A 13748-nucleotide genomic window follows, 5' to 3' on the forward strand; every position below is an offset into this window, starting at 1 on the left:
CGATATCACCCGGGCGGCCGCACCGCGAGCGTGTAGAGCACGGATAAGTCGTTCTGGAGATCCATCGCGTCCTCGCCCTGATCCCAGCCGAGGACGTGCCCGATCGTCCGGATGGCCTCGGCGTCGTCCCGATCGAAGACTTTCACCTCGAAGCCCGCCGCCGTGAAAGCCTCGCGCGGGAACGGGGAGCGGCCGTCGGACCAAGGAACGAAGGGTTTGTCCGGGGGCGTCGGGGCCGGGCAGATGTTGTAGATGAGGAAAACCCCTCCGGGCCGCAAGCGCTCGAAGACGGCGCCGAGGAAGGCCGCGTCGTCGACGCCGAGCCGGATGAGCTTGCTCTCGTCCGCGGGTCTGTCCGGGTGGATGTATCCTTTCTTGAGGACGTTTTTCGAGACAATCACGTCGAACGGCCCTGCGGCGGCCGCGCGGATCGCGGGATCACCGGGAAAGGTCCCGTGGAGGAGGCGCAGCGAGCCTGGCGCACCGGAGAGGCTGCGGATCTCGCCTTGATCGCCGGGCACGCCGTAGAGCGCGGCGAGCAGTGGATCGACGTCCACGCCGACCGCATGGACGCCGAGGCTCGCGAGCATCCGGAGGTGCCCCGCGGCGCCATACCCGAAATCGAAGAATCGTGATCCGGGCGGCAACGTGACCCCAGCCTCGCCGAGCACCTCGAGCGCGCGCGTATACGCGAGCGGCGAGCCATAACGCGTGCTGTAATAAAATTCCTCGTCGACGGGCAGGGGCTTGAAGGCGTCTCGGTCCGGGATGCGCGACAAACCGTCCGCGTCGACGACGCGTTTCTTCTCGGCATCACGATACAACGTGCGCGGCGTGATGGACGGGAGCGATGGAGCGGCCGCGAGGAATCGGCGCGCGAGATCCGAGCGGACGAGGGGGCCGAGTTTTTCGGCGTCGGCGCGAATGCGCGCCACGCCTTGTAAAGCGTCCGCGGGCGCGGCGGGCGAGGGCGCAGGCGCGCGGGCCGGCTCGCGTGGCGCGGCGCCGCTGCACGCCGGAAGGACGAGGGGGATCGTGAGAATGGCGGCGAGGGGAAGCCCGAGGCGCGTCGACATGAAACCCGCGTAGCAGGGGCGCCTGGGCGAAGCAATCTTCGTGGACCCCCGCGGACTGCCAATTTTTCCGGGCGCGCCGTCCGCGTGATGCGCTCATGGACAACGTGGCAATCGACGGAGGCGCTGGAATCTCGCTCCTGCGGGGCCGTTTCTCCCGGCGTGAAAAAACTCAAAGCATGGGTGGCGGAGGCCTTCGAGTTTTCGGTCTGGGTTGTCGAGAAGGTGTTCTTCTCCGTCCTCGTCTGCGTCCTCGTCCCCATCCTCCTGGCGATGCTCTTCGCTCCGTGCCTCGGCGTCGTTCTCGCATGCAAGCGGTGGGTCCTCGACGTCCCCGGAGGGATGTCGTGGTATCCGACCGCGTTCGGAGGGCTCTTCATCGGGGCGTACTTGTTCCCGATCTCCCTCGCGAAAGGCACCTTCGGTCGGCGCCTCTCCCTGCGCGTGGTGCGCGCGCGAGAGGTCCCCGTGGACGAGGCGCTGCCCCATGAATTCGTGGCGATCGATGCCTGGGTCGTGAGCGGTCGCCCGATCGAGCGCCCCGCGGCCCCCGGCGGCGACGAATGGGTCACCTATCCGCTGGTCCTCGCGGACGCGAGCGGGGGCGTGCTGCGTGTCGAGCGCGCCGACGGCGCGGATCAGCCGGCCGGCGAGGGCCTACATTATTATGGCGCGGCCCGCGTCGGGCACCGCGTCGTCGCCCTCGGCGAGGTCCGCCGCGACGAGGTGGATGGGTCGCTCTACCGCCTGCCCGCCCGCGGCGCGCGGCTCGTGCGCGGCAAGTCGCCCTACTTCCTTGTCCGTGAAGGGGATCTCGCCGCCGTGGTTGCAGAGATCCGCCGTGAAGAGACTTCACCCGCCTGGGGTATCTTCTCGCTCGTCTTGCTGGCGGTTGGCTTCGGCTCGATGATCGGCGCCCAGTCCGCAGTGCCGTCGTGGTTTCTGTGATGGCGCTGCTGCGAAGCATTTTGCGCACCGTGCTGCCGACACGCGACCATGCAATGGCTTTTGACGCGGCGCCCCGGACGGAGGTAGCATCCCGCGCCGTGCCGCCGCTTCGTTACTTCGTACCCAATGGGTTCACCGGGCTTTCGCTTCTCCTCGGCCTCGGCTCCGTCGTGATGAGCTCGGAGGGCAATTTCCGCCTCGCGGCGTGGATGATCCTCTGGGGCGTCTTGCTCGACAAGCTCGACGGCAGCGCCGCGCGTCTGCTCAACGCCACGAGCAAGTTCGGCGTCGAGTTCGACAGCTTCGCCGACTTCGTGGTCTTCGGCATCGCCCCGGCCGCGCTGGTCTACTACCGGCTCTTGCCGATCGGTCCGCTGCTCGGCTGGGAGAAACCCGCGCTCCTCGCGACCTCGGGCCTCTACGCGCTCGCGCTCGCCGTGCGCCTCGCGCGCTTCAACGTCACGACGGGCGGCGAGGGCATCTTCTACGGCCTGCCCGGCACGTTGATGGGTGCAATCGTCGCCACGGCGTACCTCACCTGGGACAAGTACGGTTTGCCCGAGCGCTCGCTCATCGTGAGCCCCGCGGTGCTCGTGATCGCCGCGGGCCTCATGGTGAGCACGGTCCGCCTGCCGAAGCTGAAGCTCGGCAAGAACAAGGTCATGAAGGCGTTCACGGTGTGCAACGTCGTCGGGGCGTACCTGTGCGGGCCGCTCCGGATCTTGCCGGAGTACCTGCTCGGCATCGCCCTGATCTACACCCTGGGCGGGGTCGTGTATTGCCTGATGAACCCGAGTGCCGGCCTCGACGCCGAACCCGAGTCCGCCCCCGAGCCCGCCCAGGCCGAGCGTCTCGCCTGACTTTCCCGCGTTTTCCCGCATGCGTGGGTCGCGCGAGGCCTTGACGAAGGGCCGTTTTCCTGACGGCATCCCGCCCGATCGACCACGCCGTCAGCGCCCGATGCCCCGGGCGCGGCACCTCTGACAAAGCCACCATTGCCATCATCCGGGACGCGACGGCATGTCCCGACGCAATGTGCGTGTGGGATATCTCACTTTTGGGTGGTCACGCGAGTTATCCCCGCTATCCTCCCCCCTGAGCCGTGTGCGTGACACCCTGGCGTGGCGCCAGGGCGAAAAGCACCGGTCATTGCTTGGCTCGCGGGCGCAAGCGCTTCGTGAAGCGAGCCACTAGGGAGGGGCTACATGAGGGCCATCGGTGCTCCGACGGACCGCTTACATTCATTTCGCCGTACGACCCCCGCATATCTTTCGATGCTTCTGCTGCTCGGCGTCAGCGCCTGCGACACGCCGTCAGGGGAGGAGCCCACGCAGGAGGTCGAGGAGGCACTCGGCTTCAAACCCAACAAGCCGGAGCCGGTGATCAACATCGACCGCTCGTTGATGGTGGTGGATCTGCCGACACTCGAGGCAAAGGACTCGAAGGGCAACTTTCTCTTTTCGCTCCAGCGGGTGCTCGGCCAGCTCGTGGCCACGAGCGGCTCGAACCCGGGCCTCGACGCGGCGAAGCTCTACCAGCGCATCTACGATACGAACAACACGAAGGCCGGGGGCCTCGTGCCCGACGGGCAGCACTGCGACGACGAGAAGGACGCAAGTGGCAATCCGGTGCTGAACGGATTCCCGCTCGAATGTCCGCGGCAGGAGGGCGCGCTCGCGGATCTCTCGAAGCACAACCCGTTCTGCAGCGGTCCGAACTGCGATCCTTACACGCCGATCGCCATCGCCAACCGGTTCGATCTGGCCCCGAGCAATGGGCAAACCTGCGGCCAGTACCGCATCATCTTCGCCAAGGGCTCCCAGCAATCGCCGCTCGAGACGGCGGGCAATCAGCTCCTGACCAATCGTAACCTCCTCATTTTCGAGGCGGTCTTGCCGAATCCGAAGCCGGCATCGGGCCTCAAGGGCTGCGCCAAGGTGGCCGAGTTCTGGGCGGGGCTCACGAAGATCCACGATCCGGCGCAGCGGGCAGCAGAGCTCGAGCGCTTCTTCTTCAAGGGCGTCCAGGGCCTGCCTGCGGCCTTGCAGTGGGACCACTTCACGGGGGAGGTGGATCCAAAGACCGGCGAGCAGCTCAGCGGCCAGATCCGCAGCAACCAGTTCTTGAACGACGCCGCCGGCGGCGGGCTCGGGCAACCCTGGCAGCTCCGCGAATACAACCTCCGTCGTACCTGCTCCGGAAAGGCCAAAAAGCAGAATTGTAAGGCCGAGGTCCGGATGGTCCCGACCGGGGTCAACCCCGAGGCCAGCCTGTTCAACGACGACAACACGAGCCCCCGGGCGCTCAAGTTCCGCGACCCGAGCTACGCCGGCAGCTTCATCAACCAGGTCCCGGCGCTCGCGCTGGGCGACCCGAACCTTTTCAACATGAATCGATTGGGTCGGGAGTTCAACGGCGGGCAAAGCACGTCGCAGCCAGCGCTCGCGCCCGGAGGGCCGCCGGTGGAAAACGACTCGAACTACAACCTCGTGTTCAGTCCCACCGGGCCCTTCGCCCAGAAGATCAAGGCGAAGCTCAACGAGATCGGGAGCTCGCTCAAGCCCATGGAAATCGTGCGCCGCGCCCAATCCCAGGCCTGCGCAGGCTGCCACGAGCTCTCCACGTCGACGGCGCCGATCTTCGGCGGAGCGATTGACGCAAACAAACTCGGCGAGAGCGTCGTCTGGCCCGACGTGGCGCAAGGGCCGGAGGTCGCGCCGGGCGTGCGTCCCCCCGCGTTCACGCAGGTCTCCGATTCGCTCCTCGTGCCGACGGCCACCGGGGTCACGTGCAATACGGCATGCACCGCGGAGCCCTCCTCCTGCCAGTGCGCGTGGGCCGTCTCGTCGGCGCTGTCCACGATCTTCCTGCCGTTCCGGCGCGACAACATGGTCAATTACTTGAAGAGCCTGGGCAAAGGCAACCCGCACGCGATGGAGGACGAGGGCAGCTCCGAGTGAACACACGGCCCGTCCCGTCCGCCTGATTTTTTCGCGATTTTCCGCCCGTCTACGCTATCATGGGTTCGTCCATGAAGCGCCCCGCCCCGCCCTCGATCGCGACGATCGTGTTCACGCTCGTCCTCCTCCTCGCCGCGTCCCCCGCGTGGGCCAAGGGCAAGAAGAAGCCGCCTCCGCCGCCTCCGCTCGACGGCAAGACGCTCGATTACGCGTGGGACGGCAAGGACATCGGACATCCGGAGCGCGCCTGGCTCGGACGGGCGTTCGTGCATCGCACGGCCCTCGCCGACGCCGGCGCCAAGCGGCCGCTCTTGGTCTTCATCCACGGCCTGAACACCGAGCGCATCAAGTATCGCTGGATGGGCGGCGGAAACGAGGGCGACGTGCGGCGCATCGTGGCCGGGCTCGTCGAGACAGGGAAAATCCCGCCGGTGATCGTGGCCGCGCCGAGCTCGATCGTCCCCTCGGCCGTGACGAACGCCGTGACGAGCTGGCCCGCCTTCGATCTCGATCGGTTCATCGAGGAGACGAACAAAGCGCTGGGCGGAACGGCCACCATCGACGCGAGCCGCATCCTCGTCGCGGCGCACTCGGGCGGCGGGTGCAACACGCGCGGCGGTATCGGAAGCGCGATCGGCGGGAAAACCAAGGTGCACGCGGCGCTCGTGATCGACACGTGCATGCTGCCCGATATGGCGAAGGTGCTCGCGAGCTGTCGATCCGACATGCACGTGATCGTCTCGTGGCAGACGCTCTCCTGGGCGAAGCGGCCGTTCGGCGAATTTCGCTCGGTGTTCACGAAGGGCGTGGCCCAGAACCCCGCTGCGGCCGGGTTTCTGCGGGAGCTCGAGCACGTGCAGCCGCGCGAGCCGATGCCACACGACGCCATGGTGGGGTTGACGCTCGGCCGGTGGCTTCCGATTTTGCTCACTGCCCCCGGTGGAGGGGCTCCGATCGGCCCCTGATGGGGCCCCCAAGGATTCCGCGCATGGGAAGCATGCTACGCGCCGAGGAGCAGAAATCCTGATTTATTCGTCCTGAGCGCACGAGCCATGAGCAGTCGTTGGCGTCACCAGATCAGCGAATTGAAGCCGTCGCTGATAGGCAACTTCAAGCCCGAAGCGATGCAGGAAGAACTCAACAGGCAGGGCAACCTGGGCTGGGAACTGGTCCAGCTCATCGTTCCCGCGCCGATAGCGCCGGCGATGCTGGTGTTCAAGATAGCGCAATGATGGCCGCCACGACCACCCTGCCCGCTTCCACCGCCCCGTGGAAGCCCGACCTGAAGATCGCCGTGCTGCTCGGCGTGGTTTCGGCGCTGGCTGTGGCCGCGCTGGTCCCGTACCTGGTGCAGCTGATGCCGGACACGTTCGCGAAGCTGCCGGTGCCGATCCCGGTGTTGGTCGTCGCACAGTCGCTGCAGGCGCTGGTCCTGATGGGCCTGATGTCGCTGGCCGGCCTGCGCATGGGCCGTCGCGTCGGCCTCGGCGCGCCGCTGCTGCAACGCTGGATCAACCGCGAGCCGCTGGTCATCGCGCCGCGGCCGCTGCAGGCGATCCTGCTCGGCGTTGCCGCCGCGCTTGCGGTCGTCGCCCTGTCCGCGGTGATCGATCCGTTCCTGCCGCCGATGCTGCACCCGCCGGCGAAATCCGGTGCCGGAGAATCGGCGCTGAACGGTTTCCTCGCTTCGTTCTATGGCGGCATCGCCGAGGAACTGCAACTGCGCCTGTTCCTGATGACGCTGATGGTGTGGCTGGTCGCGGTGCTGCGCAAGGCCATGCCGTCGCCGCGCGTCTACTGGATTGCGATAGCCATTGCCGCGCTGCTGTTCGGCGTGGGCCACCTGGCCGCCGCGCACCACGTCTGGGGGCTCGATGCGGTTGTCGTCGTACGCACCGTGCTGCTCAACTCCATCGCCGGACTGGCGTTCGGTTGGCTGTACTGGAAGCGCGGGCTGGAGATGGCGATCCTCGCCCACTTCAGCGCCGACATCGTGTTGCACGTACTGGCTCCACTGATAGCGAAAGGAGCCTGACGTGGCGAAAGAAGATTTCCGGCTCGCGCCGCTGTCCCGCTCCGCCGCGGACTGCTCCACCCATGGGCCGAGATGGGACGCCGATGGTCCGTTTGTGGCTGCATTGCGTCGCGCCTGAGAGTCTTCGCCGATGGTTGGCGAGCTCGAGGGCGCGGAAGCACGAAGGAAACATTTCGTCGAGCGCGGTCACGGCCGCGGGACCTCGGGGAAGATTTCGGCGGGGAATTCCGGGCTCGCCGAGCACCTCGATGCCCGGGCCGCGGCATATCGATGAAGCGTACCTCGGCTCCGAGCCCGCGCCGAGGTGACTTCGAGGATGCAGCGAGGCGCTTGCCGGGTGGGGCCCGCCATGGCGGGGGTGGCGGCCGTCATCCTTCGGTGGATGAAATGAGCGATTGGGGGCGGCCGTTTCGCATGGCACGGCGCACGCAAATGCGGTGAGCGTGGGACTCGCCAGGCATTGAACATCCATCGCTGTTCGGGCAGATGGAGGCTCAGTCGGGTTTTGACGCGGGCAAGATGCGCCGCAAGCCGTAGGCGTGGCTCTTGCGGCATGTGTTTGCGATTGACGTGACGGTGTGTCCCGAATGCTCGGGCAAGACGCCCAAGACGGAGAGAACGGGGAGCTCCAGGGCAGGAAGCGGGGCTCCGAATGGTGTATAAGGATATCGTTGGCCGCCGCATGGCAAGAATGCTACGCGCCGAGGAGGCAGAAATCCTGGTTTGTTCGTCCTGAGCGCTCCAGGCATCGACCGCGCAGGTACAAACCAATGGACGCATTCGCATCGTCGAGTGGATGCTTGGAGCCCATTTACTGGAGATACATCATGGGTATTCACAAGACTCTCTTGACTTTGATGGCGGCCGGCGTCATTGCCACGCTCGGGCTCGTCGGATGCGGCAGCTCACATGCCGCCGAACCCAAGGGTGCAGCGCGCGGACTGCTGAAGTCGCAAGCGCCCGCTTTCTACCGCATGCAACTGGGCGACTATGAGCTCACGGCGCTGTCCGACGGCACCGTTTCACTGCCTCTGGATCAGATGATGTCCAACATCACCCCCGCCGAGGTGCGTGGCTTGCTCACGGCGGGGTTCGAAGCCTATCCGACCGAAACATCGATCAATGCGCTCCTGGTCAATACGGGCAGCAAGCTGTTGCTCATCGATGCCGGCGCGGGAACGCTCTTCGGCACCAGCGGCGGCCGGCTGGTCGACAACCTCAAAGCCGCCGGCTACGACCCGGATGAAATCGATGCGGTTCTGCTGACGCACCTGCATGGGGACCACTCCGGCGGCCTGACGGTCGATGGCAAACGCGTCTTTCCCAACGCCGTCGTCTACGTGGACAAGGCCGACCGCGACTACCGCTTCGATCCTCAGGCCGAGGCGGCCGCTCCCGCCAACCAGAAAGACATGTTCCCGCAATCGCGGGCTGCCCTGATGCCGTACGAGGCTGCGGGAAAGGTGGCCCTGTTCCAGGGGGCCGGTGAGCTGTTTCCAGGCATCAAGACCATTCCCGCGCACGGCCACACACCCGGGCATACCCTTTTTCAAGTCGAGAGCAAGGGAGAAAAGCTCGTGTTCTTTGGCGACCTGGTGCATGCGGCCGCCGTGCAGCTGCCCCAACCGCAAGCGACGATCAACTTCGACGCAAACGAAAGCGCTGCCGCTGCGGACCGATGGGAGATGCTCAAGAAATTCGCAGACGACCGCACGCTGGTGGCCGCTGCGCACATCTCGTTTCCGGGCTTGGGTTATGTCCGATCCGACAAGGCAGGAGGCTTCCAGTGGATCCCTCGCTACTACAGTCTTCAGGGCCTGACCCGCTGATTGGCTCTTTCAGCTGCGCTCCGCAAGACACGAGGGCCGACAAGCTTGCAGCGAACGAGCTGAAGGATTAAGCGAGGCGCCGATGCAGGTGCCGCTCCGCCCGTCCAGAGTCGAAGCGCGCAGGTCGATCCTCGCGGCTTGCGCATGGCTGCTCCTCGCCGGCTGCTCGCTCGCATGCAATCGAGGCGCGACGGCGCCCGCCCCACCGCGCACGCTCGACGTCGCAGCCCCTCCGCTACCTGCGCGGACGGTGACCAGACCAACCTGGACCGGTCCGATCACCGTCCCACAAGAAGCCACCTTTCGTGATCTCGTCGCGCGAGCCCGCGACGTTGCGCCGGCCAAGCGGGCCGGCGCCTGCCTCGTACGAGAGGACGAGACCCGCGCGCTCGTGCTCGAGACGCTCGACGTCAATGAGGGCGACCTCCCCGACCCTCCCGACGATCTCGATGCATTGCTCGACCGCAACGTCTACGTCGGTGGCGACCTCGCTTGGGGCACCCGACTCGTGCGTCCTTTCGTGACAGACGGCGGGAACTACCTCGATCTCGTTGCGCTCACGCCCGTCCCACGTCTCGTCTTGCGCGCGAACACAATGGTCCTGGTCGTCACGGACCGTTCGGTCTACCTCGGCATGCACGGTACCGTGGGGTTTCGGCATCTCGAGAAGGTGCCACCCAAGCTCGTGACCGCCGCTCTCGCGCAGGCGGCCGTGTGGATCGTCGCGGCCGAAGGCGCGGCTCCGCTCACGCGCGTTCAGGAGACGCTCGACACGCTCCGCGAGGCGACAGGCAGCGTCGTCCTCGCGACGCCGCTTCCGACGGCAGCGCCGGGCCCGACCGCGTTGACGAGGCCTCACTGGCCCGTGCCGACCGAAGCGCCCGAGCGCTGCCGACCGGGTGTGTACGAGAGCACGGCGATCCAGCCCCAAGGGGACTACAGCGACGAGAAGCACGCAGGTGTCATGAAGGCGTTCGAGCGCGCAGCGTCCTCGTGCGGGACGAAGCTTCCCGCAGGGGTCGGCGGGACGCTCGACGTCCGTGCTCTGATTCGCCCCGACGGGAACGTGGAGGACGCATGCATCGACAGCGACGACGCTCTCGATGGCACGCTTCGATCGTGTCTCGTCGACGCCGTGCGGCACACCCGCTTCCCCCCACCCGACAAGAGGTCCGGATGGGTGGCCTTTGGAACACGCCCCGCCGTGGCGGGGCCCCCGATCCGCGGCACCTGCGGCCCACACTCGGTCGCCCCCGCGCAATCGACGTCTGCTCCCGCGAAGTGAGCGGCTCACGCGAGCTACGGGGGGAGTCGCGACGCTCGCGACGCGATGATCGTTGCCATCGGCGTCCTCCTTCGTCGATGCTTTTGCGTTCAACCGAAGGCTTGCTCGCGACGCGGGAGGCAGGCCTCGAGCAGCTTCGGCGCCTCGCGCGTCAGGGCCGAGCGCGCGAGCAGCGCGGCCGACGTCGCGGCCGAGCTGTGGATGGGCTCTGGGACGAGGGGAGTACGGTGGACGATTTCGATCCAGCGCTCGTCGCTTGTTATGGTGTGGCAGCTCGTGCGTCCGCGCTTCGGATGTGTGGAGGGCGGTCGACCGCGCGACGGTGAGCGTGTTTCCGTGGTGATGGGCTTCGACATTCACGCGGACGTGGTGATCGATGGCCGCGATCGCCACCGTGTGGAGAGGCTGTGCCGGTATCGGCTAGGAGGTGGTCTGCGACAACTGCGGTGGGATCGCCTGGCTAGAGGTCCCCATCCATATTGCCCCAGCGCTGCTACACGACCAAAACCCGACCTACGCCGATGCGGCGCCCGCCGACGTCTCAACCGTAGGGGGGCAACGTTCGTGCGCGATGACGCGGGCCTCGGTTCGCCCGGGACGCGTGATCAGGGCACGCAGGGATCGACCGGCGGCGGGTCCGGCGGGGCCACGGCGCCGAGCTCGACCGCCTTCATCGTGAATCCGATTCCGATCGAGATCCCGTCGCACGTCTTCGTCGGGTCCTGCGTCCCGTCCTTCAGGATATCGGACGCCTGGCGGATCTGGTTGAGGATCGATTGCATCGTCGGCGAGTTCTGATCACAGAACGACGAATCGAACTTCGCTGCCGACTTCGCGATCTCCGCCACGAACGCCTCGGTATCGATGATGCCGCCGAGCTGGCCCTCGATGGCCCCGTCGTGGCCTGGAGAGAGCTTCATTTCGAGGCGCGCGTGGCGAATGGGGATCGCCGAGATGATCGCGCCGCTTCCATCACCGAGCACCAGGTCGAAGTTAGCCTCGGGGCCGGATCGGTACACGTCCTGATCGATCACGCTCTGCAGAAACACGTTCTTCGCCGAGGCCGGATTCATCGGGTCGAGCAGGAAATCCGGGCCGAGGGGCCAGGCGTCGGTCCCGTCCCATTGCGGCAGCGTCCCCAGGTTGTCGCCGCGATAGAGCTTGCTCGTCGCCGTGCACGACGTCGACGCGCCCAGCCCCTCGATGGCCAGCATGTAGGTGAAGTTGCCGGCCTGCACGTCCTGGTTCACGACGCTCGGGTACGCGGTGTAGAGCCCCAGGATGATGGGAAAGATGTTCTTGCCGAAGGAGTTGTCTTTGCCATCGTACCCGTCCGGGTACGCTGCGGCGGGGACGCCGCCGGCCGCCGGCTGGCACAAGCCGACGGAGTTCTTCGTCGAGGTCACGCCATCGAGGTTGAATCCATAGTGCTTCCAGGCCGTGGCGGGGTTCGGCGTGCCGTCGGGATCCGTCTCGCCCAGCAGGAACTTGTCGATGGCCAGGACCGTCGTCGTCCCGTCATTACAGGCCGGCAAGCTTCCGCCGCCGCCTCCCTGCCCGCCGCCGCCTCCCTGTCCGCCGCTGCCTCCCTGACCGCTGCTGCCTACCTGACCGCTGCTATCGCCCCCGGTGCTGCCTTCACCGAGCTCTTCTTTGCTGCCTCCCTGCCGCCCGCTGCCATCCAGGTCGTCACCTGCGCCGGCGCTCGTCACGATGGCATTGCAGCCGGCCGCGAATGCGAAGGCCGCCGCCGCCAGAACGACTCCACCCGCTCGAAACAACAATGAATGCCTCATGCCTCTCTCCTCTCCTTGGGAATTGCCTGGAGCAATTCGACACTCCAGGCCTGGAGCATGGCAACGTGCATGCCGCGGAAATTGCGGCGCTTTTTTCGGTCTGCGCCCTCGCGCCTTGGCAACCCTGGTTGGCGCCTGCCGGTTATCCTGCCAACGCGGCAAGAATCCGACGTTGCTGCGGCACCGGCGCCCGGAGGGGTGATTTTCTGCGCACGGTTGCCGGCGCCGCGCTGAAGAAGCGCGGACGAACTGTGGAGGGGCTCTGGGACGACGGGAATACGGTGGACGATTTCGATCCAGCGCTCGTCGCTTGTCATGGTGTGGCAGCTCGTGCGTCCGCGCTTCGGATGGTGGAGAGCGATCGAACGCGCGACGGTGATGCTGCGCCATGCGTTGAAGAAGGCGTGGCGCGATGGGATACGATTCGTCGTTTTCGAGCTGCACGAGCTTCTGGCGAGAGTATGCGCGATCCGTGAACGAGGTTCGGGAACCTCGATCACGGGCTCGCCGGCTTCGATATCGAAGGGGGAGGACTTCGATCACGGGCTCGCCGGCTTCGATGTCGAAGGGGGAGGACTTCGATCACGGGCTCGCCGCCTTCGATGTCGAAGGGGGAGGACTTCGATCACGGGCTCGCCGCCTTCGATGTCGAAGGGGGAGGACTTCGATCACGGGCTCGCCGCCTTCGATGTCGAAGGGGGAGGACTTCGATCACGGGCTCGCCGCCTTCGATGTCGAAGGGGGAGGACTTCGATCACGGGCTCGCCGCCTTCGATGTCGAAGGGGGAGGACTTCGATCACGGGCTCGCCGCCTTCGATGTCGAAGGGGGAGGACTTCGATCACGGGCTCGCCGCCTTCGATGTCGAAGGGGGAGGACTTCGATCACGGGCTCGCCGCCTTCGATGTCGAAGGGGGAGGACTTCGATCACGGGCTCGCCGCCTTCGATGTCGAAGGGGGAGGACTTCGATCACGGGCTCGCCGCCTTCGATATCAAAGACGCCATGCGCTGCAAGCCGTGGGCGAGGCTCCTGCGGCATGTGTTTGCGATTGACGTGACGGTGTCCCGAATGCTCGGGCAAAATGCGCTGGCGGGTGGTGGCGCTCACGCCTCACAGAACGTCGCCGCTGACCTGAACATCCAGCTGCTCTGGCTCCCCAAGCGCTGCTCCGAGCTGCCCACGAACGAGAGCGACAAGGCTGAGGCATATCCGGGCAAGGCTTAGCACGGGAGGCTACTTCAGCGCATGAGCGCACTTGAGCGTATTGGACAAGCAAGGTGGAGCAAGGTGGAGCGCTCGGCGGGGGCTGCTCTCGGCCCCATCATCCCATTGACGCGAGCCGCGCCGCCATTACGAGCCTAGATGGACGCCAGATTGTCAGCACGGAGAGATGGGAATGGATCCCTCCAGGCTGAGCTCGTCAGCCTCGTAAACTCCCGAAGGGGAAACCGACGAGCCTTGGCCAGAAAGAACGGGAAAATCATCATGAGCAAGAAAGTCATCATGAGCAATGGCTATCTGGAAAGCGACGAGCCTGTGTTCGAGATCGAGGTGCTCGGCGAGCACTCTTCCGGACAACAAGGCATCTACACCGCGGCACCTCCTCTTCCTTGTTGCTCCAGCAGCAGTAACAGCGCCAGAAGCTGTAACAGCACCTCCACCCCCGGCGGGAGCAGGCCGCGCATGGGAAGCGGATCCTAGCCGAGCAAGCATGTTCATGGGCATGGCCGCCGGTCACGGTGACTCGCTGCGGTCGTCCGTCCCTTCCTCCAGGCTCTCCCGGTCGCCGGTGGTTCCCCGGCTCCTCGCGGTGTGTTCATG

The 13748-nt window shown here is 66.2% G+C and carries 13 protein-coding genes; 11 read left to right on the forward strand and 2 right to left on the reverse strand.

The genetic code is table 11. From position 1 onward, the window contains the following. Positions 1 to 5 precede the first annotated feature (5 nt). A complete protein-coding gene (locus tag KEG57_RS20495; RefSeq protein ID WP_272458709.1) occupies positions 6 to 1076 on the reverse strand; it encodes a class I SAM-dependent methyltransferase in 1071 nt (356 codons plus the stop codon). A gap of 159 nt (positions 1077 to 1235) precedes the next feature. Between KEG57_RS20495 and KEG57_RS20500 the strand changes: the two genes are divergently transcribed. The 8 genes from KEG57_RS20500 (at position 1236) to KEG57_RS20535 (ending at position 10130) form a co-directional block, all read left to right on the forward strand. Further along, positions 1236 to 2021, forward strand: coding sequence for a hypothetical protein (locus KEG57_RS20500; protein WP_272421253.1), 786 nt, complete (start codon positions 1236 to 1238; stop codon positions 2019 to 2021). Positions 2022 to 2119: 98 nt separating this feature from the next. Further along, a complete protein-coding gene (locus KEG57_RS20505; protein WP_272421252.1) occupies positions 2120 to 2881 on the forward strand; it encodes a CDP-alcohol phosphatidyltransferase family protein in 762 nt (253 codons plus the stop codon). Between the two features lie 414 nt (positions 2882 to 3295). Continuing rightward, positions 3296 to 4981 (forward strand): hypothetical protein, encoded by a 1686-nt coding sequence (locus tag KEG57_RS20510; RefSeq protein ID WP_272458710.1) that lies wholly within the window; start codon positions 3296 to 3298, stop codon positions 4979 to 4981. Between the two features lie 71 nt (positions 4982 to 5052). Next, the gene (locus tag KEG57_RS20515) at positions 5053 to 5946 is read left to right on the forward strand and encodes an alpha/beta hydrolase (protein ID WP_272458711.1); all 894 of its coding nucleotides are present in this window, start codon (positions 5053 to 5055) and stop codon (positions 5944 to 5946) included. Positions 5947 to 6033: 87 nt separating this feature from the next. Then, positions 6034 to 6213 (forward strand): DUF4177 domain-containing protein, encoded by a 180-nt coding sequence (locus KEG57_RS20520; RefSeq protein WP_272421249.1) that lies wholly within the window; start codon positions 6034 to 6036, stop codon positions 6211 to 6213. Beyond that, complete coding sequence (locus KEG57_RS20525; protein WP_272421248.1) at positions 6210 to 7016, forward strand: CPBP family intramembrane glutamic endopeptidase; 807 nt, start codon at positions 6210 to 6212, stop codon at positions 7014 to 7016. Before KEG57_RS20520 ends, KEG57_RS20525 begins: the two co-directional genes overlap by 4 nt. Positions 7017 to 7843: 827 nt before the next feature. After that, complete coding sequence (locus KEG57_RS20530; RefSeq protein ID WP_272421247.1) at positions 7844 to 8845, forward strand: MBL fold metallo-hydrolase; 1002 nt, start codon at positions 7844 to 7846, stop codon at positions 8843 to 8845. 82 nt (positions 8846 to 8927) lie between these two features. Beyond that, a complete protein-coding gene (locus KEG57_RS20535) occupies positions 8928 to 10130 on the forward strand; it encodes a hypothetical protein (protein WP_272421246.1) in 1203 nt (400 codons plus the stop codon). Positions 10131 to 10735: 605 nt separating this feature from the next. Here the strand turns inward: KEG57_RS20535 and KEG57_RS20540 are convergent. Continuing rightward, positions 10736 to 11926 carry a hypothetical protein gene (locus KEG57_RS20540; RefSeq protein WP_272421245.1) on the reverse strand — a complete coding sequence of 397 codons (1191 nt, stop codon included), beginning with the start codon at positions 11924 to 11926 and terminating at the stop codon, positions 10736 to 10738. 65 nt (positions 11927 to 11991) lie between these two features. On the opposite strand from KEG57_RS20540, the gene KEG57_RS20545 reads away from it, so the two are divergent. From KEG57_RS20545 to KEG57_RS20555, 3 genes are all read left to right on the forward strand, one after another. Further along, a complete protein-coding gene (locus KEG57_RS20545; protein ID WP_272458712.1) occupies positions 11992 to 12402 on the forward strand; it encodes a hypothetical protein in 411 nt (136 codons plus the stop codon). Between the two features lie 470 nt (positions 12403 to 12872). Next, a complete protein-coding gene (locus KEG57_RS20550; RefSeq protein ID WP_272421243.1) occupies positions 12873 to 13151 on the forward strand; it encodes a hypothetical protein in 279 nt (92 codons plus the stop codon). 261 nt (positions 13152 to 13412) lie between these two features. Next, positions 13413 to 13628: a hypothetical protein gene (locus KEG57_RS20555; protein WP_272421242.1), complete on the forward strand. Its 216-nt coding sequence runs from the start codon at positions 13413 to 13415 to the stop codon at positions 13626 to 13628. Positions 13629 to 13748 lie beyond the last annotated feature (120 nt).

This window comes from Polyangium jinanense (assembly GCF_028435365.1).

Bases quoted from the DNA above. Each gene is read 5' to 3' on its own strand.
- KEG57_RS20535 (WP_272421246.1), top strand. From the start codon at position 8,928: ATGCAGGTGCCGCTCCGCCCGTCCAGAGTCGAAGCGCGCAGGTCGATC.
- KEG57_RS20520 (WP_272421249.1), top strand. From the start codon at position 6,034: ATGAGCAGTCGTTGGCGTCACCAGATCAGCGAATTGAAGCCGTCGCTG.
- KEG57_RS20530 (WP_272421247.1), top strand. From the start codon at position 7,844: ATGGGTATTCACAAGACTCTCTTGACTTTGATGGCGGCCGGCGTCATT.
- KEG57_RS20555 (WP_272421242.1), top strand. From the start codon at position 13,413: ATGAGCAAGAAAGTCATCATGAGCAATGGCTATCTGGAAAGCGACGAG.
- KEG57_RS20510 (WP_272458710.1), top strand. From the start codon at position 3,296: ATGCTTCTGCTGCTCGGCGTCAGCGCCTGCGACACGCCGTCAGGGGAG.
- KEG57_RS20495 (WP_272458709.1), bottom strand. From the start codon at position 1,076: ATGTCGACGCGCCTCGGGCTTCCCCTCGCCGCCATTCTCACGATCCCC.
- KEG57_RS20540 (WP_272421245.1), bottom strand. From the start codon at position 11,926: ATGAGGCATTCATTGTTGTTTCGAGCGGGTGGAGTCGTTCTGGCGGCG.
- KEG57_RS20525 (WP_272421248.1), top strand. From the start codon at position 6,210: ATGATGGCCGCCACGACCACCCTGCCCGCTTCCACCGCCCCGTGGAAG.
- KEG57_RS20550 (WP_272421243.1), top strand. From the start codon at position 12,873: ATGTCGAAGGGGGAGGACTTCGATCACGGGCTCGCCGCCTTCGATATC.
- KEG57_RS20515 (WP_272458711.1), top strand. From the start codon at position 5,053: ATGAAGCGCCCCGCCCCGCCCTCGATCGCGACGATCGTGTTCACGCTC.